Annotated in this window: 25 protein-coding genes and 1 pseudogene; 16 read left to right on the top strand and 10 right to left on the bottom strand. The window is 75.9% G+C overall.

Features of this window, described 5'->3' with window-relative positions; translation table 11 throughout:
- Positions 1–44: 44 nt before the first annotated feature.
- Complete coding sequence (locus QK442_RS09560) at positions 45–800, bottom strand: GntR family transcriptional regulator (protein WP_282693445.1); 756 nt, start codon at positions 798–800, stop codon at positions 45–47.
- 158 nt (positions 801–958) lie between these two features.
- On the opposite strand from QK442_RS09560, the gene QK442_RS09555 reads away from it, so the two are divergent.
- Positions 959–1,207, top strand: a complete 249-nt coding sequence (locus QK442_RS09555; protein ID WP_282693444.1) for a lipopolysaccharide assembly protein LapA domain-containing protein — start codon at positions 959–961, stop codon at positions 1,205–1,207.
- Entirely contained in the window at positions 1,204–1,578 is a 375-nt protein-coding gene (locus tag QK442_RS09550) for a hypothetical protein (RefSeq protein WP_282693443.1), read from the top strand. Before QK442_RS09555 ends, QK442_RS09550 begins: the two co-directional genes overlap by 4 nt.
- Positions 1,579–1,812: 234 nt before the next feature.
- Here the strand turns inward: QK442_RS09550 and QK442_RS09545 are convergent, their stop codons facing one another.
- Complete coding sequence (locus QK442_RS09545) at positions 1,813–2,148, bottom strand: DUF6204 family protein (protein WP_282693442.1); 336 nt, start codon at positions 2,146–2,148, stop codon at positions 1,813–1,815.
- Between the two features lie 105 nt (positions 2,149–2,253).
- On the bottom strand, positions 2,254–3,063 hold the full coding sequence (locus tag QK442_RS09540) for a class I SAM-dependent methyltransferase (RefSeq protein WP_282693441.1): 810 nt from the start codon (positions 3,061–3,063) through the stop codon (positions 2,254–2,256).
- A gap of 391 nt (positions 3,064–3,454) precedes the next feature.
- Here QK442_RS09540 and QK442_RS09535 point away from each other — a divergent pair, with 391 nt between their 5' ends.
- Positions 3,455–4,732 carry an aminotransferase class I/II-fold pyridoxal phosphate-dependent enzyme gene (locus QK442_RS09535; protein WP_282693440.1) on the top strand — a complete coding sequence of 426 codons (1,278 nt, stop codon included), beginning with the start codon at positions 3,455–3,457 and terminating at the stop codon, positions 4,730–4,732.
- Positions 4,729–5,769, top strand: coding sequence for an MBL fold metallo-hydrolase (locus tag QK442_RS09530; protein WP_282693439.1), 1,041 nt, complete (start codon positions 4,729–4,731; stop codon positions 5,767–5,769). The genes QK442_RS09535 and QK442_RS09530 overlap by 4 nt, the downstream gene beginning before the upstream one ends.
- On the opposite strand, the gene QK442_RS09525 is transcribed toward QK442_RS09530, so the two are convergent.
- Positions 5,749–6,402, bottom strand: coding sequence for a VTT domain-containing protein (locus tag QK442_RS09525; protein ID WP_282693438.1), 654 nt, complete (start codon positions 6,400–6,402; stop codon positions 5,749–5,751). The two genes, QK442_RS09530 and QK442_RS09525, sit on opposite strands and share 21 nt — an antisense overlap.
- Positions 6,399–7,172 carry an MBL fold metallo-hydrolase gene (locus tag QK442_RS09520; RefSeq protein WP_282693437.1) on the bottom strand — a complete coding sequence of 258 codons (774 nt, stop codon included), beginning with the start codon at positions 7,170–7,172 and terminating at the stop codon, positions 6,399–6,401. The genes QK442_RS09525 and QK442_RS09520 overlap by 4 nt, the downstream gene beginning before the upstream one ends.
- A gap of 97 nt (positions 7,173–7,269) precedes the next feature.
- On the opposite strand from QK442_RS09520, the gene QK442_RS09515 reads away from it, so the two are divergent.
- From QK442_RS09515 to QK442_RS09485, 7 genes are all read left to right on the top strand, one after another.
- Positions 7,270–7,674: a hypothetical protein gene (locus tag QK442_RS09515; protein WP_282693436.1), complete on the top strand. Its 405-nt coding sequence runs from the start codon at positions 7,270–7,272 to the stop codon at positions 7,672–7,674.
- A gap of 253 nt (positions 7,675–7,927) precedes the next feature.
- Positions 7,928–9,970 (top strand): phage holin family protein, encoded by a 2,043-nt coding sequence (locus QK442_RS09510; protein WP_282693571.1) that lies wholly within the window; start codon positions 7,928–7,930, stop codon positions 9,968–9,970.
- A gap of 110 nt (positions 9,971–10,080) precedes the next feature.
- Positions 10,081–11,511 carry an amino acid permease gene (locus QK442_RS09505; RefSeq protein ID WP_282693435.1) on the top strand — a complete coding sequence of 477 codons (1,431 nt, stop codon included), beginning with the start codon at positions 10,081–10,083 and terminating at the stop codon, positions 11,509–11,511.
- Positions 11,512–11,577: 66 nt separating this feature from the next.
- Complete coding sequence (locus tag QK442_RS09500) at positions 11,578–11,970, top strand: hypothetical protein (protein WP_282693434.1); 393 nt, start codon at positions 11,578–11,580, stop codon at positions 11,968–11,970.
- Positions 11,971–12,030: 60 nt separating this feature from the next.
- Positions 12,031–12,213 carry a hypothetical protein gene (locus QK442_RS09495; RefSeq protein ID WP_282693433.1) on the top strand — a complete coding sequence of 61 codons (183 nt, stop codon included), beginning with the start codon at positions 12,031–12,033 and terminating at the stop codon, positions 12,211–12,213.
- A gap of 107 nt (positions 12,214–12,320) precedes the next feature.
- Entirely contained in the window at positions 12,321–14,171 is a 1,851-nt protein-coding gene (locus tag QK442_RS09490; protein ID WP_282693432.1) for an alpha/beta hydrolase, read from the top strand.
- Positions 14,172–14,322: 151 nt separating this feature from the next.
- On the top strand, positions 14,323–14,739 hold the full coding sequence (locus QK442_RS09485) for a hypothetical protein (protein ID WP_282693431.1): 417 nt from the start codon (positions 14,323–14,325) through the stop codon (positions 14,737–14,739).
- Here the strand turns inward: QK442_RS09485 and QK442_RS09480 are convergent.
- Positions 14,729–15,544 (bottom strand): helix-turn-helix transcriptional regulator, encoded by an 816-nt coding sequence (locus QK442_RS09480; RefSeq protein ID WP_282693430.1) that lies wholly within the window; start codon positions 15,542–15,544, stop codon positions 14,729–14,731. The two genes, QK442_RS09485 and QK442_RS09480, sit on opposite strands and share 11 nt — an antisense overlap.
- A 102-nt stretch (positions 15,545–15,646) precedes the next feature.
- On the opposite strand from QK442_RS09480, the gene QK442_RS09475 reads away from it, so the two are divergent.
- Together QK442_RS09475 and QK442_RS09470 are read left to right on the top strand one after the other, a co-directional pair.
- On the top strand, positions 15,647–15,952 hold the full coding sequence (locus tag QK442_RS09475) for a 4a-hydroxytetrahydrobiopterin dehydratase (RefSeq protein WP_282693429.1): 306 nt from the start codon (positions 15,647–15,649) through the stop codon (positions 15,950–15,952).
- 50 nt (positions 15,953–16,002) lie between these two features.
- Positions 16,003–16,728: pseudogene (locus tag QK442_RS09470) on the top strand (class I SAM-dependent methyltransferase); the annotation flags it as partial.
- Here the strand turns inward: QK442_RS09470 and QK442_RS09465 are convergent.
- Positions 16,719–17,570: an NmrA family NAD(P)-binding protein gene (locus tag QK442_RS09465; protein ID WP_282693570.1), complete on the bottom strand. Its 852-nt coding sequence runs from the start codon at positions 17,568–17,570 to the stop codon at positions 16,719–16,721. The pseudogene QK442_RS09470 and the gene QK442_RS09465 sit on opposite strands and share 10 nt — an antisense overlap.
- A 111-nt stretch (positions 17,571–17,681) precedes the next feature.
- Between QK442_RS09465 and QK442_RS09460 the strand changes: the two genes are divergently transcribed.
- A complete protein-coding gene (locus tag QK442_RS09460) occupies positions 17,682–18,614 on the top strand; it encodes an AraC family transcriptional regulator (protein WP_282693428.1) in 933 nt (310 codons plus the stop codon).
- Between the two features lie 65 nt (positions 18,615–18,679).
- Positions 18,680–19,582 (top strand): class I SAM-dependent methyltransferase, encoded by a 903-nt coding sequence (locus tag QK442_RS09455; protein ID WP_282693427.1) that lies wholly within the window; start codon positions 18,680–18,682, stop codon positions 19,580–19,582.
- A gap of 19 nt (positions 19,583–19,601) precedes the next feature.
- Here the strand turns inward: QK442_RS09455 and QK442_RS09450 are convergent, their stop codons facing one another.
- The 3 genes from QK442_RS09450 to QK442_RS09440 form a co-directional block, all read right to left on the bottom strand.
- Entirely contained in the window at positions 19,602–20,393 is a 792-nt protein-coding gene (locus tag QK442_RS09450; RefSeq protein ID WP_282693569.1) for an aldo/keto reductase, read from the bottom strand.
- A 265-nt stretch (positions 20,394–20,658) separates the two neighbouring features.
- Positions 20,659–22,500 (bottom strand): AMP-dependent synthetase/ligase, encoded by a 1,842-nt coding sequence (locus tag QK442_RS09445; protein WP_282693426.1) that lies wholly within the window; start codon positions 22,498–22,500, stop codon positions 20,659–20,661.
- 460 nt (positions 22,501–22,960) lie between these two features.
- Entirely contained in the window at positions 22,961–23,833 is an 873-nt protein-coding gene (locus QK442_RS09440) for a LysR substrate-binding domain-containing protein (RefSeq protein ID WP_282693425.1), read from the bottom strand.
- A gap of 493 nt (positions 23,834–24,326) precedes the next feature.
- Between QK442_RS09440 and QK442_RS09435 the strand changes: the two genes are divergently transcribed.
- Positions 24,327–25,388 (top strand): bile acid:sodium symporter family protein, encoded by a 1,062-nt coding sequence (locus tag QK442_RS09435; protein WP_282693424.1) that lies wholly within the window; start codon positions 24,327–24,329, stop codon positions 25,386–25,388.
- The last annotated feature ends 15 nt before the right edge of the window (positions 25,389–25,403 follow it).

Genomic DNA, 25,403 nt, shown 5'->3' with positions numbered 1-25,403 from the left:
GCTCCGGTCGGCGGTCCGGGGCGCGGGGCCCGGCGGGCCCGGGCTCAGTGGGACTGGAGGACCGGCAGCGCGGGCGCGCCCGTCGGGAGCATGTGCTTGGCGGCCAGGACGGGGGTGTCCCCGACCCGCACCACCTGGGTGACGAGGACCGCCGGGGTGTCCGCGGGACGGCCCAGCTGCTCGCCGCGCCGCCGCCCGAGCAGGGTGGCCGTGATCCCGCTGTGGGCGTGCAGCGCCACCTCCCGTGAGGCCCCGAGCAGGACCGAGAGCATCGACGCCGCGCCGCCCGCCTCCTCCTCGCGCTCCCTCAGCGCGCGGGCGAAGGGAGGGTGGACGCGGTCCAGGACCTCGTCCGCCGCCGCCCACTCGTGGCACAGCGCCGCGGGGCCCGCCTCGCCGCCGAGGACCGACTCCCAGAACCGCAGCTCGGCGCGGGCCGGGGCCAGCAGGTGCTGGGTGGTGAAGTCGGTGGGCTCCTCCACGGTGCGCAGCAGGGCACGGACCCGGGGGCCCGTGCCGCCGCCGATCAGCTCCTCCAGCGGCTGGATCTGCTCGAAGCCGCGGCGCGGCGGCCGCGCGTTCACCGTCCGTCCCACCCCGCGCCGCACCGTGAGCAGCCCGTCCTCCTGGAGCAGCAGCAGCGCCTCGCGCAGCGCGGGCCGGCTCACGCCCAGTTCGGCGGCGAGCTTCGGCTCGGAGGGGAGGGTCGAACCGGGCGGGTAGGTGCCGTCGTGGACGGCGTCCGCGATCCGCTCGTAGAGCGCCACCACCGGTCGCCGCCGGTGCCCGCTGACCGCCAAGGCTCCTCCTCGTCCGTCGTCCGGCCACCACCGTAACCGTCCCGAGCTGTCTGACAAGTCACCCGGACGGTGCCGTCCACCGCCCCGCCGGCGTGCCGATCCCCCCATTCTGGTTCCACGGGTACGCCCGAGACGGACGACGGAGGAGAGGGCCGGGCATGAGTCCCAAGGACACGGCAGGCAGGAAGCGGGAGAGGGCCGGAACCATCACCCCCGGACGGATCGCGATCGCGCTCGTCGCGGTCCTCCTGCTCGTCTTCATCTTCGAGAACACCGGCGACGTCAGGATCCGGCTGCTGATCCCGGAGGTGACGATGCCGCTCTACCTCGCCCTGCTCGCCACCGCCCTGCTGGGCGCGCTCTGCGGCTGGTACGTGGCCCGGAGGGGCTTCAGGAGGAACAGGTGAGGCGCGGGGCCCTGATCGGGGCGGGCGCGGCCCTCGCCGTCGCCGCGGTGGCGGCGAGCGCGGCCGGGGCCTCCGGGGACACGGCGGACGCCCGGCGGGTCCGGGAGGCGGCGGCCGGTGCGAGGCCGCCGATGCCGGACTTCCGCGGTCGGGGCCTGTGGCGGGTCTTCACCCGCCTGGATCCCCGCACCCGGCTCGACGTCCACGACGCGAGCGGCCGGGACCGGCGGGTGCTGTGGCCCCCGCACTGGGAGGTCTGCACCCAGTACCCGGCCGCGGGCACGGGCCTCGACCGCCGGACGACGGTCGTGATCGGCGTCCTCCGCAAGGGCGAACCCTGCCCCGTCCGCGTGACGACGGCCCGCCGCTGAGCGTGCCGCCCCGGCCGCCGTGTGTCCCGAGGGCCTCCGGAGCCGGCGCGCCCCGCCGGAGTCGCGGGAGCCGACAGGGGCCCGCGCCCTCGGAGCCGTACATCCTCGGTGTCGTGCACCGTCCCGCGTCCCCCTTCCCACGCCCTGGCCCGCCGGGCCGGCTTCCGCCGGAGGGCTTCTCGCCCGCGATGCTCTTCGGCGACGGGGCCCGGCGGGGCCACGAGCGCCGGGCGATCACCGCCCCTTGCGGTTGATCTTCATCGTGTCGAGGTCGGTCACCGTGGACTTGAGGCCCCGGTGGCCGTGCCCGAGCGCCGCGAGCGCCGCCTCCACCCGTTCCTCGGCGAGCGCGCCGGCCATCTCGTCGCCGTCCTCGGCGTCCGACTCGACGACCAGCCGGTACGAGAAGTGCTTGAGCGCCCGGTCGTAGGTGAGCGAGCCCTCCTCGGTGAACCGCATCGCCGCCAGGCCGTGCTCCTCCACCTCGGCGAGCAGCCGTTCCCGGCTCTCGGGCGACAGCCCGTCGAAGGTGCCCCGCACGATGACCCGGTAGGTGTGTGGCGTGCCCATCTCTCGTACTCCCGTGGTGGTCCCGGTGCCCGCCCCGGCGGCGGACGACCCTCCACCGTAGGCCGGGGGCGGGATCCGGCGCGCGCCCATTTCGGCCCGCCGGGGTCATGGGACGCGGCACAGGATCTCGCCGTGCGGGACCACGAAGGAGGCGTCCTCCTGGGCGCCCCACTCGCGCCAGGCCGCGCCGATCGCCTCCAGTCCGGCGCGGGTGGCGTGGCCGCCGTCGACCGCCAGGCCGGCGTAGGTCGAGGCCGTCGTGCGGTCCGCCCACAGGCCGCTCCACCAGGCCCGCTCCTCCGGCGTGGAGAAGCACCAGGCGGACGCGGTGGCGGTGACGTCGGTGAAGCCGGCCTGACGGGCCCAGGAGACCAGCCGCCGTCCGGCGTCCGGCTCGCCGCCGTTGGCGCGCGCCACCCGGTGGTAGAGGTCCAGCCAGCCGTCCAGGGCGGGCCGCTCGGGGTACCAGACGAAGGCGCCGTAGTCGCTGTCGCGGGCGGCGACGATCCCGCCCGGCCGGCACACCCGGCGCATCTCGCGCAGGGCCCGCACCGGGTCGCCCACGTGCTGGAGCACCTGGTGGGCGTGGACGATGTCGAAGGAGGCGTCGGGGAAGTCCAGGGCGTGGACGTCGGCGACCGCGAGATCGACGTTCTCCAGGCCCCGTTCGGCGACCGTCGCGCGCGCCTTGTCCAGGACGTCCTCGGCCGTGTCGACGGCGGTGACCCGGCCCGGGGCGACCAGCGCGGCCAGGTCGGCGGTGATGGTGCCGGGACCGCAGCCGACGTCCAGCACGTCGAGCCCCGAGCGCAGTTCGCCCAGCAGGTAGGCCGCCGAGTTGGCGGCGGTGCGCCAGCGGTGGGAGCGGAGGACCGACTCGTGGTGGCCATGGGTGTAGACGGCGGCGTGCGTCATGGAATCGACTCCCTCGGTGTGGGTGTGTGGCTCCACGGTAGGGCCAAGCGCTGAATAATGAGACGGGCGTCTTGGGATATGGACGAGAGGGGTTCGCCGACTCCCCGGGGATACAGGGGAGTTGGGTGGGGGATCCGGTCGGGTCGTACCGAGTGGGCAGGGATTGGAGTTGGTTTCTAGAAGTGACTTCTATATCTTTCCGTGCGGGGGAGGCGCGTGACGGGGGACGCGCATCGCGGGGGCGGCCCGGACTGTGGGGGAACCGGGCCGCCCCCGCCGCCTTCTCGTCACCCGATCACCGCCGCCTGAACGGGCGGAAACGGGTGAACCTTCGTATAAAGGGCACGGGGACGCCGTGCCCGGCGCCCCGCGCGCTCAGGAGGTACGGGACATGCGGGAGACGGCTCCGGAAGGCCGCGGCCCGGTGCGCTACGGACCTCCCGCGCCCGCGAGCGGCCGGCCCGTCCCCCCGGCGCTCGCCGCCCTCCTCGCGAGCGCCGCCGGACGGACCGACCCCGAGCCGCCCGGCGGCGGCCCCGTCCTGCGCGAGGCGGCCGCCGGCTACTGGTGGCGCCGCGGCCTGCGCGGCCACGCCGAGGACGCCCTCGCCGCCCCCGGCGCCCCCGCCCTGCTCCTCGCCCTCCTCGCCGCCCACGGCGGCGACGTGCTACTGCCCCGGCCCTGCCCCGCCTGGTGGACCCCGCAGATCCGGCTCCTCGGCCGGCCCGCCTACCACGTGCCCACCACCGCCGAGGCCGGTGGCGTCCCCGACCCGTACGCCCTCCTGGAGACCGTCCGCCGGGTCCGCGCCGAGGGCGGCGACCCGCGCGTCCTGCTCCTCTCCGTCGCCGACGACCCCACCGCCACCGTCGCCCCGCCCGAACTCGTCCGCGAGGCCTGCGAGGCCGCTGTCGCCGAAGGGCTCCACGTCATCAGCGACGAGACCTGGCGCGACACTCTCCACCACCCCCAGGACGCCGTCCTCCTCAGCCCCGCCGAGATGTGCCCCGACGACGTCACCGTCCTCGCCGACCTCGCCGGCGGCGGACTCGTCCCCGCCTCCTGGCCCTGCGCCGTCGCCCGCTTCCCGCCCACAGGACCGGACCGCGCCGACCGCTACGGCGACCCCCGCGCCCGCGCCCTCGACGTGCTCACCGCCCTCGGAGCCGTACTGCCCGCCCCGGTCGCCCCCGCCGTCGCCCACGCCCTCGACGAACCCGAGGACGTCTCCGTACCGGCCCGGCGCGCCGCCGTCGTCCACGGCAGGCTCGCCGCCGCCGCGCACCGCACCGTCCTCGCCGCCGGCGCCCTCGCCCGGCCCCCGCAGGCCGGCCGGCACCTCTACGCCGACCTCGGGCCGCTCCGCCCCGGACTCGCCGCCCACGGCGTCACCGACTCCCTGGAACTGGAGCAGCACCTCACCGCCCGCCTCGGCCGGCCCGTCCCCGGCGGTCACCGCTTCGGCGACGAACTCGGCGCGCTCCGCGTCCGCCTCGACACCGGGCCGCTGCTCGGCACCACCCCGCCCGAACGCGCCGAGACCCTCGCCGCCCGCGAACCCGAGCGACTGCCCCAGGCGCTACGGGCCCTGGCCGGACTGGCCGCCGCCCTGGAGGACCTGGCCCGGCCACCGGCCGACCCCGCCGCACAGAACGGAGCCCGCAGATGACCGAACGGACGGCCCGCCCCGCCCCGGCCGCCGAGGCCCCGCCCCGCGCCGCCTCCGACGCGGTCCCCACCTCCGTGCTCCAGCCGCTCGGCCGGCTGCGCCCGGACTGGCCCCGCAGCTTCGCCGACCGGCTCACCGCGCCCCTGCCCGGCGTCCGCGCCCTCGCCCGGCTCGCCCGCGAAGGCGCCGTACGCCCCCGGCCCGAGGGCCTGCGGGACATCCCGCTGCTGCCCTTCGAGCCCGGCCCGCTGCCGCCCGCCGGGCCCGGCACCGTCGCCGTCACCTGGGCCGGGCACGCCAGCTGGATCCTGCGCCTCGGCGGCCTCACCGTCCTCACCGACCCCGTCTGGTCCCGCCGCATCCTCGGCACCCCGGCCAGGCTCACCCCGGTCGGCGTCCGCTGGGAGGACCTGCCGCCGGTCGACGCGGTCGTCATCAGCCACAACCACTTCGACCACCTCGACGCCCCCACCCTCCGGCGGCTCCCGCGCACCACCCCCGTCCTCGTCCCCGCCGGCCTCGGCCGCTGGTTCCTCCGCCGCGGCTTCACCCGCGTCACCGAGCTCGACTGGTGGGAGGCGGCCGAACTCGGCGGCGTCCGCTTCGACTTCGTCCCCGCCCACCACTGGTCCAAGCGGACCCTCCTGGACACCTGCCGCTCCCTGTGGGGCGGCTGGGTGCTCACCGACCCCACCGGACGGCGGCTGTACTTCGCCGGGGACACGGGTTACGGCCACTGGTTCGCCGAGATCGGCCGCCGCCACCCCGGCATCGACCTGGCGCTCCTCCCCATCGGCGCCTACGAGCCGCGCTGGTGGCTCCGCGACGTCCACACCGACCCGGAGGAGGCGGTCCGCGCCCACCAGGACCTGGGCGCCCGCCGGATGGCCCCCATGCACTGGGCCACCTTCGTCCTCTCCACCGAACCCGTCCTCGAACCCCTCACCCGCGTCCGCGCCGCCTGGGAACGCGCCGGGCTGCCCCGCGAGGACCTGTGGGACCTCCCCGTCGGCGGCTCACGCGTCCTCGTGCCGTAGCGCCTCCCGGTCGCCGCCGCCCCGGAGCCGCCGCCACACCGCGGGGACCGCGCCGATCAGCAGCGTCAGACCCACCGCCGCCACCACGCCCTGCCAGGGCTCGGGGAAGAGCGAACCGCCCAGGACGCCGATCAGCTGGTACGTCGCCGCCCACGCCAGACAGGCCGCCGCGTCGCCCCGCGCGAACCGGCGCAGCGGCATCCGGGCCAGCAGGCACGCCAGCATCACCGGGATCCGCCCGGCCGGCACGAGCCGGGACAGCACGAGCACCGGCACCTGGTGGCTGTCGAGGCGCTCCTGCGCGTGGGCGAGCCGCTCCGGCGTCACCCGGCCGCGCAGCGCGGCCAGCCAGCGGGAGCCGTTGCGGGAACGGACCCCGCGCTGCCCCAGCCAGTACAGCGCCAGGTCGCCGACGAAGGCGGCGGCCGAGGCCAGCAGGAAGACGACGAGGAGCGGGAAGGGAGACGATTGGTGGAAGGCGACCACGGACGCCGAGCTGACGATCGCCCCCGTCGGCACCACCGGCACCAGCGCGCCCAGCGCCACCAGGAGGAAGAGCGACGGATAGCCGACCGCCTGCTGCGTCGACTCCGGCGGAAGCTCCTGCACGACGGCGAGCAGTCCACTTGTCACCGGGCGACCTCCGGGCGCACCCGCTCGCCGTGCCCGAGCCGGTGGACCGCCACCTTCGGCGCCAGCCGGGCCGCCTGCCGGACGAACTCGTCCCCCGGCGCGTGGAACTCGTGCGGCCGCACCCCGTCCAGACCGATCGGCCAGTACGTCCCGTAGTGCACCGGCACCGCCGCCGCCGGGGACAGCGCGGCCAGCGCCTCGGCCGCCCGCGCCGCGTCCAGATGTCCCTGCCCCAGGTACGGACCCCAGCCGCCCACCGGCAGCAGCGCCACGTCCACGGGCCCGACCTCCTCCGCCATCTCCGCGAACAGCCCGGTGTCCCCGGCGAAGTACGTCCGCGCCCCGCCCTCGACGACGTACCCGAGCGCGGGGGAGCGGTGCGGCCCGAACGGCAGCCGCCGGCCGTCGTGGAGCGCCGGTACGGCCCGTACCGTCACGCCCTCCACCGACACCTCGTCACCGGCCGCCACCTCCGTGAGCCGCAGCCCCCGCGCCGCGAGCCGGCGCAGCCCCGGCACGGCGTCGGGCGCGCCGCGCGGCACGAGGACCAGGGTCCCCGGCGCCAGCCGCGCGAGCGACGGCAGGTGCAGGTGGTCGGAGTGCAGGTGCGAGACGAGGACCGCCTCCGCGACGGCCGCCTCCGGCGGTGGCGGGGCGCCACGTCGGCGGCGCAGATGCGCGAGGCGCCGGGCGAACAGGGGGTCCGTGAGGAACCGCACCCCGGAGTCCTCGACCGTGCAGGTCGCGTGCCCCCACCAGGTGACCTCCACCGGCCCGCCGCCCTTCCGCCGTCCGCCCGCTCTCCCTCACGAGAGTAGAGGCCCGGCGGGCCTCCCGTGCGGCTCCGCCGGGCAGTAGGGTCGGCCCATGAACGACGTCCGGGTCGCGGCGATCGCCAGCCTCACCCCGCTCGAAGAACTCGACTCCACCCCCTTCCTCGTCGACACCCGCGGCCAGCACGCGGCGTGCGCCCGCTGGGCCGTCGAACGGGGTTACGTCGTCGCCCGCGAACTCCTCTTCTACGGCGTCCGCCCCGACCACGCCGAACTCTGGGCGGACGTCGAGGCCGGCGAGGTCGACCTCTTCGTCGCCGCGAACGAACACGTCCTCGCCCGCGCGCTGACGTCGGTCCCGGGCTTCCGGGCGGAGTGCGAGCGGAGGGGGGTGCGGGTGGAGACGGCGGAGGCGGCGGACCCGGCGTACGACTCCGCCGCGAAAGCGGCGGTCCACCGCCGCCTCTCCATGCCCACCGCGGGCTACGACGGGACGTAACCCCCCCGGGGCCACGTCCCCGCCCCCCGCTGCGGGCTGCGCCCACCCTCCCCCAAGGACTACGTCCAGGGGGGACCCCCAGCCCCAGCGGAACGCCTGCCCACACGGGTGCGGTACGTCCCGCGTGGGGAGGTATGTCAGGGTGAGGGGACGTTCGGGTGGAGGTGGCGTGGGCGAGGGGTCAGGGCGCGACAAGGCAAGGCGCGACGGGCGCTGGCGCAGCACCGGCCGCACCGCCGTACGCGTCCTCACCGTGTGGGCCGTGTCGACCGTCACCCTGCTCGCCCTCGCCGGCCTGCTCCCGGACTTCCAGCTGCAGTCCGCCGACGGCGACAGCCTCACCCGTACGGCTCTGACCGCCGCCTGGGCCGCCGGTGCCTTCGGTCTGCTGACCGCCCTCGTCTGGCCGCTCGTCGTCCGCGCGCTGCTGCTCGTCCCGGCGCTCGTGCTCGGCCTGCTCGTGTTCTTCCTCAACGGTTCGCTGCTGCTGGTCGCGCTCCGGCTGGTCCCGGACGGGCGCGGGGCGGCAGAGCCGGAGACGGCGGTCGTGGTCGCGGCCGTGATGTCCGCGGTGGCCTCCGCGACCTCCACCGCGCTCGCCGTGCGGGACGACGACGCGTACCGCCGCCGGCTCTACCGGCTGACCGGCCGCACCCGCCCCCGCGACCCGCGGTCCGCGCCCGCGCCCGGCACGGTCTTCCTCCAGCTCGACGGCGTCGGCCACGAGGTGCTGCGGGCGGCCGTCGCCGACGGCCTGATGCCGACGGTGGCGGGCTGGCTCGACGCCGGCCACCGGCTCACCCCGTGGCGCACGGACTGGTCGAGCCAGACCGGCGCCAGCCAGCTCGGCATCCTGCACGGCAGCAACGAGGACGTGCCGGCCTTCCGCTGGTACGAGAAGGACACCGGCCGCGTCATGGTGTCGAACCGGCCGGCGAGCGCGGTCGAGCTCCAGCGCAGGGCGGTGCGCCGCACCGGCGACGGCGGGCTCCTCAGCCTCGACGGCGCCTCCCGGGGCAACCTGTTCAGCGGCGGCGCCGACCAGGTGGCGCTGGTGCTGACGGCGGCGGCCCGGCGCGGCCGGCGGAACCGCTCGCGGGCCGGCTACTTCGCGTACTTCTCCGACCCGGCCAACGCGGTCCGTACCGCGGGCTCCTTCGCCGGCGAGGTCGTCCGCGAGGTGGCCCAGGCGACCCGGGCCCGGCTGCGCCGCGAGACGCCCCGGATCCGGCGCGGCGGCACGTACCCCTTCGTGCGCGCCTTCGCGACGGTCGTCGAACGGGACGTGGTGGTCGCGGCGGTGATGGGCGACATGCTCGCGGGCCGTACCGCCGTCTACGCGGACCTGGTGGCGTACGACGAGGTCGCTCACCACTCCGGGCCGCGGGGCCGCGACACGGACCAGGTGCTGCGCCGCCTCGACCGTGCCGTCGGCCTGATCGCCCGGGTCGCCGAGCACGCCCCGCGGCCGTACCGGATCGTGCTCCTCTCCGACCACGGGCAGAGCCCGGGGGAGACCTTCGCGGGGGCGTACGGGCTGACGCTGAAGGACCTGGTGCGGGCGGGGTGCGGGCTGCCGGTGCCGCGCCGGGTCGGCCGGACGCCCAGCGGCGCGGAGGCCAGGGACGCCGCCAGGGACGCGCTGCGCAGCGCCCTGCACCGGCCGGTGGAGACGGGCGAGGAGGAGACGGAGCGCGAGCTGCCCGCCCGGCCCTCCGAGCCGGTCGTCCTCGCCTCGGGGAACCTGGCCCTGGTCTCCTTCCCCGACGTGCCGCACCGGATGACGAAGGAGGAGATCGACCGGCGCCACCCGGCGCTGCTGCGGACCCTCGCCCAGCACCCGGGGATCGGTTTCCTGCTGGTGGCGAGCGCCGAGCACGGTTCGGTGGTGCTGGCGGGCGACGGGGTGGAGGTGCCGGTGGCGGAGCTGGCCGACGACGGGCCGCTGGCGGTCTTCGGCCGGGGCGCGGCCGGCGCGGTCCGGCGCACCGACGGCTTCCCGCACGTCGCCGACGTGATGGTCAACTCCATGTACGACCCGGTGACCGGCACCGTGCACGCCTTCGAGGAGCAGATCGGCTCGCACGGCGGCCTGGGCGGCGAGCAGGCGCACCCCTTCCTGCTGTCGCCGCCGGAGCTGTCGCCGCCGGTCGCGGAGGGGGAGGAGCTGGTGGGCGCCGAGCGGGTGCACCGGGTGCTGCGGCGCTGGCTGCGCGAGGCCGACGGCCCGCAGGTGCCGCTGGAACCGCCCACGGACACACCGGAGATTCCCTCGTCCACCACCGAGGTGGAATGAATTCTTCCGGTCGATGGGCCGGTCGCGCGGACGAAAACCGCTGATTTGTACGGGTGTTCGGCATTCCCTCACGATGGGCCGGTTCTGTACGACGGAAGGCGCACCACCCCATGAGCACGGCCCCCACCCCCACCCGGAGCGACAGCGACACCGGCCGACGGCACGTCCGCCGCTTCGGACTGCCGATCGCGACCGCCCTGGTCATGGGCAACATCATCGGCGGAGGCATCTTCCTCCTGCCCGCCTCCGTCGCCCCCTACGGCACCATCAGCCTGGTCGCCTTCGGCGTCCTCACCCTCGGCGCCCTCGCCCTCGCCCTGGTCTTCGGCCGGCTCGCCCGCCGCCACCCGGTCACCGGCGGCCCGTACGTCTACGCCCGCGCCGCCTTCGGCGACTTCGCCGGCTTCCTCTCCGCCTGGTCGTACTGGGCCACCGCCTGGGTCTCCAACGCCGCCCTCGCCGTCGCCGCCGTCGGCTACCTCGACGTCCTCGTGCCCGTCCACGAGTCGAAGGCCGCCACCATCGCCGCCGCCCTGGCCCTCCAGTGGCTGCCGGCCGCCGCCAACCTCGCGGGCACCCGGTACGTCGGCGCCGTCCAGGTCGTCGCCACCGTGCTCAAGTTCGTCCCGCTGCTGCTCGTCGCCGCCGGCGGGTTCTTCTTCTTCGACAGCGCCAACCTCGGCCCCTTCCGCGCCGACGGCGGGAGCGCCCTCGGCGCGGTCTCCGCCTCCGCCGCGATCCTGCTCTTCAGCTACCTCGGCGTCGAGTCCGCCGCCGTCAGCGCCGGCGAGGTCCGCGACCCGCGCCGCAACGTCGGCCGCGCCACCGTCCTCGGCACCCTCGCCGCCGCCGCGCTCTACCTGCTCACCATGGTCTCCGTCCTCGGCACCGTCCCGCACGACCGACTCGTCGGCTCCAGCGCCCCCTTCGCCGACTCCGTCAACCTGATGTTCGGCGGCACCTGGGGCGGCACCGCCGTCGCCTGCACGGCCCTGGTCTCCATGCTCGGCGCCCTCAACGGCTGGACCCTGCTCAGCGCCCAGACCCCGTACGCCGCCGCCCGCGACGGCCTCTTCCCGCAGGTCTTCACCGTGAAGCGGCGCGGGGTGCCCACCGCCGGCGTCGTGGTGACCGTCGCCCTCGCCTCGCTGCTGACCGTGTACAACTACACGGCCGGGTCCGGCGGCGTCTTCGAGATCCTCGTCCTCGTCACCACCTTCACCGCCACCGTCCCCTATCTGCTCTCCGCCGCCGCCCAGATCCACTTCCTGCTCTCCGGGCAGGCGGACCGGGTCCAGCGCTCCCGGCTCGCCCGCGACCTCCTCCTCGCCCTCACCGCCTTCGGCTTCTCCCTCTGGCTCGTCGCCGGTTCCGGCTACGCCGCCGTCTACCAGGGCGTTCTCTTCCTCTTCGCCGGCGTCCTCGTGTACGCGTGGATGACCGCCGCCCGCAAGCGAGCCGAGGCCCCCGCGCCCGGCGTGGAGAAGGCCGCCGAGACGGTGGAGCCCGCCGAGGCGGTGAATCCGGCGCCGGTGGCGTAGTCCAGGAGAGCGGATCTCCCGGCCGAACGGAGCACCTCCCGGCCCGGCGGGGCAGTACGGATCACCGTGAGCCCCGCATCACGGCCGGACCTTCCCCTCCGGCCGCACCGTGCCCCCGCCGCCCCGGCGGGGGCACCGGCACGCCTCCGGCGGCTCCTCCTCGTCCTGCTGCTCGTCCTCGCCGCCCTCGCCGGCACCGGTGCGGCGAGCGCCTTCCCTGCCGCCGAACCCCGGCCGGCCGGCGCGCCCGCCGCCCCGGACCCCACCGGCGAGACGTACGAGCCCGCCCCCGCGGGGGCGGGCCTCCCCGGCCGCACCCGGCACCACCGGACCCGCGTCCGCCCCGTTCCGGCACCCCCGCGCCCCCGCCGGGACCGCCGCCCCCCGCCGTTCGGCGCCGCCGCCCCCGTACCCGCTCCGCTCCCCGCCCCGCACCGGCAGGTGGTGATGCGCTGCTGACAGGCCCTCGCCCCCAGCAGCCCTCAACCACCCACCTCCGCACCCACGAGGAGCACCGTCATGCCCGCAGACCCCTACGCCGTCCTCCAGGCCCTGCTGCGCGCCGAGGCCGCCCGCGCCCGCCGCACCGCCGACACCCCGCCCGCCCCGGCCCCGAAGCCCGCGCGGCCGGCCCCGGACCGCACCCCGGCCGCCACCCGCCCGCACCGCGAACCCTCGCACCGCGAGCCCCCGGTCCGCTGAGCCGCCCGGGGATCCGGCCGCCCGGCCACCGCGCCGGGCGGCCGGATCCCTCCGGTCGCCGGAGAATCCGATTGCGCCCGCCTCCGGCCGCGTACGAGGCTGACCGGATGACCTCGACCGACCGGACCCCCCGCCCCGATCGGTCCCCGGGACCCGCCACCGTCCCCCGTACGCCCGGCCCCGAACCCGGGCTCCCGACCCCTCGCCCCTCCGCCGCCCTCGTCCGGTTCCAGTGGGCCGCCGGCCGGCTCCGCGGCTTCGCGCGGCGGCCCTACCGGGACCGGCGCAGCCCCGCGTACCGGGTCCGGCGCTGGCCCGACCTCACCGCGCTCTGCCTCGCCACCGTCTTCTTCTGGGCGAGCCTCAGCCCCTCCCTGGTGCCCCGCCCCTGGTACCTCCAGGGCATCGTCGGCGGGATCACCGCCGCCATCGGCTACGCCCTCGGCTCCACCCTCGCCTGGCTCTGCCGGGCCGTCGCCCCCCGGCCGCCCGGCGAGTGGTTCCGCACCCGCTGCTGGCAGGCGTACTGGCTGCTCGCCCCGGTCGCGAGCGTCTGGCTCATCTCCGAGTCCGCCCGGATGCAGCGCCGGCTGCGGGTCCTCCAGGACCTGCCGCCCTCGCTGACCTGGCACACGCCGATGATCGCCCTGATCGCCCTCGTGCTCCTGGCCCTCGCCCTGCTCCTGGCCCGGCTCGTCCGGCTCGGCGCCGTCACCCTGATACGGCTGCTCGGCCGGCTCCTCCCCCGGCCCGTCGCCTACGCCACCGGCGCGCTGCTCACCGCCCTCGCCGTCCTCGTCGGCGTCCGCGACATCGTCTACGACCGGGGGATCGTCGACGTCGCCGACCGCATCGCCGCCGCCACCAACGGCGGCACCAAGGCGGGCGTCGAACGCCCCCTCTCCCGCTACGTCTCCGGCGGCCCGGGCTCCCTCCTCGGCTGGGACTCCCTCGGCTACGAGGGCCGCAACTTCACCGGCTCCACCCCCACCCGGGCCGCGCTCACCGCCTGGAGCGGCCGCCCCTCACGGGACCCGGTCCGCGTCTACGTGCCCTCCACCCCGCCCGTCGCCTTCGCCACCGACCGCCCCTTCGCCGCCCAGGCCGAACTCGCCGTCCGCGAACTCGACCGCACCGGCGCCTTCGACCGGGCCGTGCTCGCCGTCGCCGGCACCACCGGCACCGGCTGGGTCGACCCGAACGTCGCCGAGGCCCTGGAGCACATGCACCGGGGCGACACCGCGATCGTCGCCGTCCAGTACTCGTACCTGCCGAGCTGGGTCTCCTTCCTCGTCGACAAGGAGAAGGCCGGACAGGCCACCCGCGCCCTCCTCGACGCCGTCCGGGCCCGCCTCGCCGCCCTGCCCGCCGACCGCCGGCCGAAGCTCGTCGTCACCGGCGAGAGCCTCGGCGCCTACGCCGTCGAGGCCTCCTTCGGCAGCGTGGAACGCCTCCTCGCCGAGACCGACGGCGCGCTCCTCGTCGGCCCGCCGGACTTCTCGCCGGTCTCCCGCGGACTCCGCCGCGACCGCGACGCCGGCAGCCCCGTCTGGCGCCCCGCGTACGAGGACGGCCGCCACGTCCGCTTCGCCCAGTTCCCGGCGGCCGACCTCGCCCGCCCGGCCGCCGCCTGGGAACACCCCCGCGTGGTCTGCCTCCAGAACGCCTCCGACCCCGTCGTCTGGTGGTCGCCCGAGCTGCTGCTCCACCGGCCCGCCTGGCTCTCCCGGCCGCTCGGCCCGGACATCACCCCCGAGATCCGCTGGTTCCCCTTCGTCACCTTCTGGCAGACCTCGGTCGACATGGCGGTCTCGTACGGCGTCGACGCCCCGCACGGCCACCGCTACGGCGCCGGAGCCGTCGACGGCTGGGCCGCCGTCGCCCCGCCCCCGGACTGGACCGACGCCGACACGGCCCGGCTGCGCGCTCACCTCGCCCACCGCAAGGCCCCTTACTGAGGTCCCCGGCATGACCCCCGCATGACCTCCGAGGTAATCGACCCGCACCGGCCCCCGGCGGCAAGCTCTGAAGCACCGGAACCCGGGCGGCGTACTCCGCCCGGGCGCCGGGCAAACCGTACGCACGACCCCCTCTGGAGGGTGATCCGCCATGTCCCAGGCCCTGCTCGCCGGTCTCGCCCGCACCGCCCAGCCGCAGTCCATGGTCCGCCGGTTCCTCGCCCTCGACGCCGTCGTCACCGGGGCCAACGGCCTCGCCTACGCCGCCGCTTCCGGCCCGCTCGGCGAGTTCCTGGGCGTCGACTCCGGCCTCCTGCTCGAACTCGGCCTGTTCCTCACCGTCTACGCCGTCGGCGTCGGCCTGCTGGCGAGCCGGCCGCAGCCTCCGGCCACGGGCGTGAAGCTGGTCGTCGACGTCAACCTCCTGTGGACCGCCCTCAGCGTCGTCGCCCTCGTCGCCTGGCTGGAGCCGACCACCGCCGGACTGCTGTGGATCCCCGCGCAGGCCGCGACCGTCGCCGGTTTCGCCGTCCTCCAGTGGACCGCCCTGCGGGCCGCTACCCGCTGAGGGACCGCAGGTACTCCACCGTCGCCGGGTCGGCCGGGAGCAGCGTCTCGATGGCCAGCTCGGCGACGGTCACGTCCATCGGCGTGTTGAAGGTCGAGATCGACGACACGAAGGACAGCACCCGCCCGTCGTGCTCGATCCGCAGCGGCAGCGCGAAGTACGGGTACGGCTCGGCCGCTTCTTCCTCCGACGACTCCGACGACCTCGGAGACTCCGGCAGCGGATACGCCGACACCTCCTCGTACAGCGCGCGCAGCGCGTCCGAGCGGGCGAAGGCGATCTGACGCTCCATCTGGGCCAGCAGGTGCCCCCGCCACTCCCGGAGGTTCCGGATCCGGGGCGCCAGGCCCTCCGGGTGCAGGGTGATCCGCATCGCGTTCATCGGCGGCGCCAGCAGGTGGTCCGGCAGTCCGCCGAGCAGCATCCCGATCGCCCCGTTGGCCGCCACCACCGTGTACGAGCCGTCCACCACGAGCGCCGGGTACGGCTCGTACCCCTGGAGCAGCCGGCCGATGCCCTCCCGCAGCGTCTCCAGCTCCGGCGCGTCGAGCGGCGACTCCGCGTACCGGGGCGCGTAACCCGCCGCGAGGAGCAGCGCGTTGCGCTCCCGCACCGGCACCTCCAGGTGCTCGGCGAGCCTCAGGACCATCTCCTCGCTCGGCCGCGACCGGCCCGTCTCCACGAAGGAGATGTGCCGCGCCGAGGAGTCGGCGCGCAGCGCGAGCTCCAGCTGACTGAGCCGCCGCCGCTCGCGCCAGCCGCGCAGCAGCGGCCCCACACCCGTGTCGCTCACGACTGTTGTCATGCGCAGACGGTATCCCAGAGGGGTGACCCGGGTACGTTCCCGGGGACCGACGCCCGCACCACCCACCCCACCCCGCGCACCACCGACCGGAGGGAGCCCACCGTGCCCACAGAGCCGCTGTCGCAGAAGGAGATCGAGGACCGGCTGCGGGAGCTCCCCGGCTGGTCCGTCGAGGACGCGCGCCTGGTCCGCTCCTACCGGCTCGCCGACCACTTCGCCGCGACCGCCCTCGTCGTGCATGTCGCCCAGATCCAGCAGGAGTTGAACCACCACTCCGATCTGACGCTCGGCTACGACTCGGTCGCCCTCTCCGTCCACACCCACTCCGCAGGGGGCGCCCTCACCGAGAAGGACTTCGCCCTGGCCGAGCGCGTCGAGCGGATCGCCCCCGGCCACGGCGCCCGCTGACCCCCCGTCACCCCGGGCCGCCGCGTACGATCCCCGTCATGGCGGACACCCTGCTCGACTACGAGACCGAGGCGGCCCACTACGACGAGACGCGTGGCGGTGTGCCCAGGGCCGAGGCGGCGGCCGCCGCCGTGCTGCGGCTCCTGCAGCCCGGCACCCGTACCCTCCTCGACCTCGCCTGCGGCACCGGCCTCGTCACCGAGCGGATCACCCGGCCCGGGCTGCGCGTCCTCGGCGCCGACGCCGCCCACGCCATGCTGCGCACCGCCGCCCGGAGGCTCCCCGGCCGGACCGTCCGCGCCGACGCCCGCCGGCTGCCGTTCCCCGACGCGAGCCTCGACGCCGTCTGCGCGGTGTGGCTGCTCCACCTGGTGCCGTTCACCGGCGAGATCGTCGCCGAGGCCGCCCGGGTGCTGCGCCCCGGCGGCGTCCTCGCCGTCACCGTCGACAAGGACGCCGCTCACGACGTCGGCAGCGACATCGACGCCCTGCTGCGCCCCCACCGGGCGCCCACCGCCGCCCACGACCGCGCCGACCGGGTCGCCGCCCTCGCCGCCGCCCACGGCCTCGCCCCGGCCGCCGCCACCACCTTCACCGGCCACGGCCAGGGCGCCACCCCGGAGTCCACCGCACGCAAGCTGCGCGCCGGCTACTACGCCTCCTGGTTCCGGGGCGACCGGGCCACCACCGACACCCTCGCCGCCGCCCTCGCGGCCCTCCCCGGCCAGGACCGCCCCCGGCCCGTCCCCGAGTACCGCCTCACGGCCTACGCGAAGCCCGGCGGGGGCGTCGCCCAGCCTTCCGCCCCCTCCGCCGCGAAGCGGGAGAAGGAGCGCGGTTCGCGGCCCAGGACCCGCTTCACGCCGTCCGTCGGCTCGGCGTTGTGGCCGTCGAGCAGGTTCGCGAAGAGCTCCGCGACCCACTCCGCGTCCGGCCGGGGGATACCGAAGCCCGTCAGCAGCTCCGCGTACTCCTCCCCGGAGACCGGCGTGTACGTCACCGGGCGCCCCGAGGCACGGGAGAGCTCCGCCGCCGCCTCGGCGAAGGTCAGCGCCCGGGGGCCCGTCAGTTCGTGGACGAGCCCCGCGTGGGCGTCCGAGAGCAGCGTCTCCACCACCACGTCCGCGACGTCCGCCGCGTCGATGAACGGCTCCGGGGTCGACCCGGCGGGGAAGACCAGCTCGCCCGCCGCGACCCCCTCCGCGAGCAGGCCCTCCGTGAAGTTCTGCGCGAAGAACGCCGCCCGGACGACGGCCGGTTCGGCCCCCGAGGCGACCCGCAGGGCCTCCTCCGCCTCCACCGCCTGCGGCTCGCCCCGCCCCGACAGGAGCGTGAGGCGCCGCACCCCGGCCGCCGCGGCGGCGGCCCCGAACGCGGTCATCGCCGCCACGGCACCCGGCGCCGCCAGGTCCGGGTAGTAGTTCACGTACGCCGCGTCCGCGCCCCGCAGCGCCGGGGCCCAGCTCCCCTCGTCCTCCCAGTCGAAGCGCACCGCGCCCGCGCCCGCCGCCGCCCGCGAACCCGCCCGGACCGTCACGCCGCGCTCCGCGAGCCGCTCCGCGACCCGGCGCCCGGTCTTGCCCGTCGCGCCCGTCACCAGCACCGTTCCCGTCTCCATCACCGTCTCCCTCGTCCTGTCCTCGGTACGGATCCAGACTTCCGTCCGGCGGCCCCCGCGCCCATGCTCCAGGGACTCGTCCGCATACGCGTGCGTCTAGGCTCCGGGGGTATGGACGCACTCGCCGGACTCCTCGACGGGCCCCGCGCCAGGGGCGCCTTCCTGCTGCGGATGGTGATGGAGCCGCCGTGGTCGGTGCGGATCGAGGACCGCGCGCCGCTCTGCCTGATGTGTGTCACCGAGGGCGAGGCGTGGATCGTGCCCTCCTCGGGCGAGCCGGTGCTCCTGCGGCCCGGGGACATCGCGATCGCGCGCGGCCCGGAGCCGTACACCGTCGCCGACACCGCCGACCGGCCGCCGAACGCCCGCATCGGCCCCGGCGGGGAGTGCGCCACCCTCTCCGGCGAGCCGCTCGCCGAGGCCCTGCACCTCGGCCTGCGGACCTGGGGCAACGCCCTCGACGGCGGCACGACCGTGCTCGTCGGCACCTACCTGATGGACGGCGAGGTCGGGCGGCGGCTCCTGGACGCCCTGCCGTCCCTGCTGCACCTCCCGGCCGAGCTGTGGCGCTGCCCGCTGATGCCCTACCTCGACGAGGAGATCGCCCGCGACGAACCGGGCCAGAGCGTGGTCCTCGACCGGATCCTCGACCTGCTCCTCATCGCCGCCGTCCGCGCCTGGTTCGCCCGCCCCGGGGCCGAGGCGCCCGCCTGGTACCGGGCGATGGGCGACCCGGTCGTCGGCCGCGCCCTGCGCCTCCTCCAGAACGACCCCGCCCACCCCTGGACCGTCGCCTCGCTCGCCGCGAAGACCGGGGTGTCCCGGGCCGCGCTGGCCCGCCGCTTCACCGAGCTGGTGGGCGAGCCCCCGATGACGTACCTGACCGGCTGGCGGCTCGCCCTCGCCGCCGACCTGCTGCGGGAGGACGACGCCACCCTGGAGTCCGTCGCCCGCCGGGTCGGCTACGGCAGCGCCTTCGCGCTCAGCGCCGCCTTCAAGCGGGTACGGGGCCTCAGCCCCCGCGACCACCGCTCCGGAGACTGACGACACGTTTGCCGTAACGGCAAGTTCTCTCGCGTTTTCGGCGAGGTGCGGAGCAGGCTGATCCCATGACTCAGCACCGCGAACCCCACGCCCCGCACGACCACGGACATGCCCACGGCGACGGCACCGAGCCCGACTGGGCCCGGCTCGCGCCGCTCCTGGAGCGGCAGGCCGAGGTCGCCGGCGCCGCCTACCGCGAGGCCGCCGCCTGGATCGGCACCCTCGTCCCGGTGATCGGCGTGCGCCGCCTCCTCGACGTCGGCAGCGGCCCCGGCGTCGTCACCGCCCTGCTCGCCGAGGCGTTCCCGTACGCCGAGGCCGTCGCCGTCGACGGCTCCCCGGAGCTCCTGGAACGGGCCCGCGCCCGCGCCGAGGCCCAGGGGCTCGGCGGGCGGGTCTCCACCCTGCGCGCCGAACTCCCCGGTGAGACAGCCTCCTTGGGCGAGACCGACCTGCTGTGGGCGGGCAACTCGCTGCACCACATCGGCGACCAGCGGGCCGCGCTCGCCGAGTTCGCGAAGCTGCTGCGCCCCGGCGGCCTGGTCGCCCTCGTGGAAGGCGGGCTGACCCCCCGTCACCTGCCCCGGGACATCGGCATCGGCCGCCCGGGCCTGGAGGCCCGCTTCGACGCCGAGCACGCCGAGTCCTTCGCCCGGATGCGGTCCGAGCTGCCCGGCGCCACCCGCGAACCGGACGACTGGCGGGCCATGTTCCGCTCCGCGGGCCTCACCCCGGCCGGCACCCGCACCTTCCTCGTGGACGTGCCGGCGCCCGTCCCGCCGGTGGTCCGGGAGCTGGCCGTCGCCCACTTCGGGCGGCTCCGCGAGAACTTCGGCGACCGGCTCGGCGCCGAGGACCGCGCGACCCTCGACCGGCTCCTCGACCCGGCCGACGAGCAGTCCCTGCACCACCGCGCGGACCTCTTCCACCTGACGGCCCACACCGTCCACACCGCCCGCAAGGGCTGACCGGGGCGGGCGCCGCCGCTCAGGCGCCGTTGAACTCCGCCGGGTCCGGGCCGAGGCGGCGGCCCTCGTCGAGCGCGGCGATCGCCGCCATGTCCTCCGCGTCCAGCTCGAAGTCGAAGACCTCGATGTTCTCCCGGATACGGGACGGGGTCACCGACTTCGGGATCACCACGTTGCCCAGCTGGAGGTGCCAGCGGAGCACCACCTGGGCGGGGGTCCGCCCGTGCTTGCGGGCGACGGCGACGAGCGCCGGCACGTCGAGCAGCCCGCGGCCCTGGCCCAGCGGCGACCACGCCTCGGTCGCGATCCCGAGACGCTCGTGCAGCGCGCGGGACTCCGCCTGCGCCAGCTGCGGGTGCAGCTCGATCTGGTTCACGGCCGGCACCACCGAGGTCTCGGCCGTCAGCCGCTCCAGGTGCCCGGGAAGGAAGTTGGAGACGCCGATCGCCCGGGCGCGGCCCTCGGAGAGGATCTTCTCGAAGGCCCGGTAGGTGTCGACGTACGCGTCCTTCGCCGGCACCGGCCAGTGGATCAGGTACAGGTCGACGTAGTCGAGACCGAGCCGCTCCAGGGAGGCGTCGAAGGCGCGCAGGGCGGACTCGTGGCCCTGCTCGCTGTTCCACAGCTTGGTGGTGACGAAGAGCTCCTCGCGGGGGATCCCGGAGGCGGCCAGGGCCTGGCCGGTGCCCCGCTCGTTCCCGTAGATCGCCGCCGTGTCGATGGAGCGGTACCCGGCCTCAAGCGCGGTGGTCACGACCTTCACCGCCTCGTCGTCCGGCACCTGCCAGACGCCGAAGCCGAGCTGCGGCATCGCCACGTCGTTGTTCAGGATGACCGAGGGGACCTTGCTGTCCGTGCTCACGTGGGATGGATCCTTACGTCGTCGTGGTCGTACGCGGGAGGGGCGCGCACGCACCCTCCCCCCGTCTCCAACGATCACCCGCCCCGCATCATTCCGGCCACGGACCAGTGGTGCCGTCAGCCGTCAGCCGTCAGCCGTCAGCCGTCAGCCGTCAGCCGTCAGCCGTCAGCCGTCAGCCGTACGACGGCACGCACCGCCGACCGGACCGGCGCCGTCAGCCGTACAGTGCCTCGACCTCCGCCGCGTACGCCCGCTCGATCGCCTTCCGCTTCAGCTTCAGGGACGGGGTGAGCAGCCCGTGCTCCTCGCTGAAGGGGTGGGCGAGTATCCGGAAGGTACGGATCGACTCCGCCTGCGACACCAGCGTGTTCGCGGCCACCACCCCGCGCCGGATCTCCGTCTCCAGGTCCGGGTCGCGGACCAGCTCGGCGGGGGAGAGCGGCGGCCGGCCCTGGATGGCGAGCCAGTGCTCCACCGCCTCCTGGTCGAGGGTGACCAGGGCCGCGATGTACGGGCGGTCGTTGCCGACGACGAGACACTGGGCGATCAGCGGATGCGCCCGCACCCGCTCCTCCAGGCCGCCCGGCGCCACGCTCTTGCCGCCGGACGTCACCAGGATCTCCTTCTTCCGTCCGGTGATCGTCAGATAGCCGTCGGCGTCGAGCGCGCCCAGGTCGCCGGTGGCGAGCCAGCCGTCGTTGAGCACGGCCGCCGTGGCCGCCGGATCGCCCAGGTACCCGGAGAAGACCTGGCCGCCGTGGAGCCACACCTCGCCGTCCTCCGCGATGTGCACGGTCGTGCCCGGCACCGGCCGGCCCACCGTGCCGTACTTGACCCGCCCGGGCGGGTTCGCGGTCGCCGCGGCCGTCGACTCCGTCAGGCCGTACCCCTCGAAGACGGTGATGCCGGCGCCCGCGAAGAACAGCCCCGTCCTGCGGTCCATCGCCGAGCCGCCCGACATCGCGTACCGGATCCGCCCGCCGAGCACCTCGCGCAGCTTCGCGTACACCGTCCGGTCGAAGAACTGGTGCTGCACCCGCAGCGCCGCCGACGGGCCGGGGCCCAGGCCGAAGGACTTGTGCTCGACCGCCTCGGCGTACTTCACGGCCACGTCCACGGCCTTGTCGAAGACGGCGGCCCGGCCCTCCCGCTCCGCCCTGCGGCGCGCCGCGTGGAAGATCTTCTCGAAGACGTACGGCACGGCGAGGACGAAGCTCGGCCGGAAGGCGGCAAGGTCGGGCAGGAGCGCGGAGACGGTCATCGACGGCTGGTGCCCCAGCTTCACCCCGCCCCGGACCGCCGCCACCTCCACCATCCGGCCGAAGACGTGCGCGAGCGGCAGGAAGAGGAGGGTGGAGGCCGGGTCGCCGGCGCGGGGTCGGAAGAGCGGCTCCCAGCCGGCGAGGACGGCGTCGGTCTCGACCGTGAAGTGGCCGTGGGTGATCACGCAGCCCTTGGGGCGGCCGGTGGTGCCCGAGGTGTAGATGACCGTCGCCACCGACTCGGGGGTCACCGCCCGCCGGTGCCGCTGCACGACCTCCTCACCGATGCCCTCCCCGGCCGCGGTCAGCTCGGCGACCGCGCCGGGACCGGCGTCCTCGCCGGGGTCGAGCTGCCACAGCCGCGTCAGCCGCGGCAGCCGGTCCACCACGGAGCCGATCGTCATGGCGTGGTCCTCGTGCTCCACCACGACGGCGGTCACCCCGGCGTCGTGCAGCATCCAGTGGACCTGGTCGGCGGAGGAGGTCGGGTAGACCGGTACGGGCTGGGCGCCGATCGTCCACAGCGCGAAGTCGAAGAGCGTCCACTCGTAGCGGGTACGGGACATGATCGCGACCCGGTCGCCGAACCGGACCCCGTGCGCCACCAGCCCCTTCGCCAGCGCCAGCACCTCGTCCCGGAACCGCGCGCAGCTCACGTCCTCCCAGGAGCCGTCCGCCGTCCGCCGCCCGAAGGCCACCGCGTCGGGGGTCTCGGCGGCCCGGCTGAAGACGGCGTCCGCCAGCCCGCCGCCGAGGGGAGCCGCCTCCACGGGCGGCACGGTGAACTCGCGCACGGACCTGCTCCTCCCTCGACGGCTCGGTGGCGGAAAGGGGCCGCTGTGACGGCTGCGGCGCCGTGACGGTACCCCACCCGGAGCGACGACGGCAGGACCTTCACCAAGCCGCGACATTCCCCGTTCGCACAGGTCAGGCGGGGGAGGGGAGGCGCGGCGGCCGGACGGGGCCCGCAGCGTACCGTCCGGTAGGTCCGGCACGCGCGAAGTCTCCACGGAATCTGTACCGCGCCCGCACCCCACGGCGCCCGGCGGACGCCCGGCAGAGGGCCGCGCCGAGCCGACCGCGCCGCCCCTCGGCCCGGCGGGCTGGTGTCCCGCCGTCCTTTCAGCCGGGCGCCCCGGTCCTGCGGCCCTTCTGGGCTCGGCGGCTTGGTCCCGGGGCCCTTCTTGGCCCGGGGGCTGGGTCCCACCACCTCCCCCTCAGCCCGGCGACCCGGTCCGCCGGGCCCGCCGCTCCTCAGCCAGGCCGCCGCAGCCGGTCGCCGCCCTCCAGGATCGCCTCCGCCAGTGCGTCCGCCGCCTCCTGGGTCGCTCCGCCCCGCCGCCCTTTGCGCAGAACGAAGTCGACCTCGCCCAGCTCCGGCAGCCCTTGCCTGGCCGGTACGGGGACGAGCCCGGGCGGCACCAGACCGCGCGTGTGGGCCATCACGCCGAGCCCCGCGCGGGCCGCCGCCACATTGGCGCTCAGACTGGAACTCGTACACGCGATCCGCCACGCCCGGCCCTCCGCCTCCAGGGCCGCCAGCGCCCGCGCGCGGGTGATCCCCGGCGGCGGGTAGACGATCAACGGCACCGGCCGGTCCGGATCGAGCCGCAGTCCCGGCGCCCCGATCCACACCAGAGCGTCGCTCCACACCAGCACCCCGCCGTCGTCGCCGGCCTCGCCGCCCCGCTTGGCCAGGATCAGATCGAGCCGACCCGCCGCGAGCCGCGCCTGGAGCGTCCCCGACAGCTCGACCGTCAGCTCCAGGTCCACCTCGGGATGGGCGCGCCGGAAGGACTCCAGGATCTCCGGCAGCCGGGTCGCCACGAAGTCCTCCGAGGCCCCGAACCGCAGCCGTCCCCGCAACCGCGTCCCGGCGAAGAAGGCCGCCGCCCGCTCGTGCGCCTGGAGAATGGCCCGCGCGAACCCGAGCATCGCCTGCCCGTCCCCCGTCAGCTCCACCCCATGGGTGTCCCGGACGAACAACGGCCGCCCGGTCGCCTCCTCCAGCCGCCGCACGTGCTGACTGACGGTCGACTGCCGCAGCCCCAGCCGCCGGGCGGCCCGGGTGAAGCTCAGCGTCTGGGCGACGGCGAGGAAGGTGCGCAGCTGGACGGGCTCGTACACGACCCGACGTTATCGCGGATCGTGATGACAGTCAGTGCGCTGTACGGGATTCCCGATGGCCGCGCCGTGGGCCAGGATGGGAGCGCGCACCGACCCCGTGCCTCGACGCCGGGCCCCGACCCCGGCCCCGGCGCCAGACCTGGATTTGAGCCCTGACCCAAGTTCGCCCCAGGCCCGGCCCGACCCCGGCACCCGACCCCGGCACCCCGACCCGGGCGCCGGACCCAGGCCGGCCCTGAGACCCGACCCCGGGCCCCGGCCCGACCCCGGCACCCGACCCCGGCACCCCGACCCGGGCGCCGGACCCAGGCCGGCCCTGAGACCCGACCCCGGGCCCCGGCCCGACCCCGGGCCCTGACGACCCGAGCGTGGGCCCCCGAGCCGACCCGACCCGGCCCCCCGACCCCCGACCCCCGACCCCCGACCCGGCCCCCCGACCCCCGACCCCCGACCCCCGACCCCCGACCCCAAGATCCCTGACCTGAGCGGAGCCATGAACCGACGACGTCCCCTCCTGCCGTCCTGGCTGCCGGTCGACGGCTACGTCCTGGCCCTGCTCGGCACCGTCGGCCTCGCCGCGCTGCTGCCGGCCTCCGGCGCGGCCGCCACCGGCGCCGAGGCCACCGCCACGGGCGCCGTCGCGCTCCTCTTCTTCCTCTACGGCGCCCGGCTCTCCACCCGCGAGGCGCTCGACGGCCTGCGGCACTGGCGGCTCCACCTCACCGTCCTCGCCTGCACCTTCCTGCTCTTCCCGCTCCTCGGCCTCGCCGCGCGCGGGCTCGTCCCGGCCGTGCTCACCCCGCAGCTGTACGGCGGCTTCCTCTTCCTCTGCCTGGTCCCGTCCACCATCCAGTCGTCGATCGCCTTCACCTCGATCGCCCGGGGCAACGTCCCCGCCGCGATCTGCGCGGGCTCCTTCTCCTCGCTCGCGGGCATCGTGCTGACCCCGCTGCTCGCCGCCGCCCTGCTCGGCGGCGGCACCGGCGGCCTCTCCGCCGACTCCCTCCTCAGGATCGTGCTCCAGCTCCTGGTGCCCTTCCTCGCCGGCCAGGTGCTGCGCCGCTGGGTGGGGGGCTTCCTGCTCCGCCACCGGAAGGCCCTCGGGTACGTCGACCGCGGCTCGATCCTCCTCGTCGTCTACACCGCCTTCAGCCAGGGCATGGTCGCCGGGATCTGGCACCTGGTGACCCCCGGCCGGCTCGCCCTGCTGCTCGCCGCCGAGGCCGTGCTCCTCGCCCTGATGCTGGCCCTGACCTGGTACGGGGCCGGAAAGCTCGGCTTCGACAGGGCCGACCGGATCGCCATCCAGTTCGCCGGCTCCAAGAAGAGCCTCGCCGCGGGGCTGCCCATGGCGAGCGTCCTCTTCGGCGCCCACGCCTCCCTCGCGGTGCTGCCCCTGATGCTCTTCCACCAGATGCAGCTCATGGTCTGCGCGGTCCTCGCGAAGCGCCGCGCCCGCGACCCGGAAGCCACCGCCCCGGAAGCCACCGCCCCGGAAGCCACCGCTCCGGAGGCACCCGCCCCCGCCGCCGCCCCCACCGTCTCCCCGAGGTGATCACCCGGGCCGTTA

Origin of the sequence: Streptomyces sp. CC208A (genome assembly GCF_030010625.1) — a bacterium.
In the GTDB taxonomy this organism is placed as follows: domain Bacteria; phylum Actinomycetota; class Actinomycetes; order Streptomycetales; family Streptomycetaceae; genus Streptomyces.
Note: the sequence above shows the minus strand (reverse complement) of the source record. Positions and strands in the feature narration are given on the sequence as shown.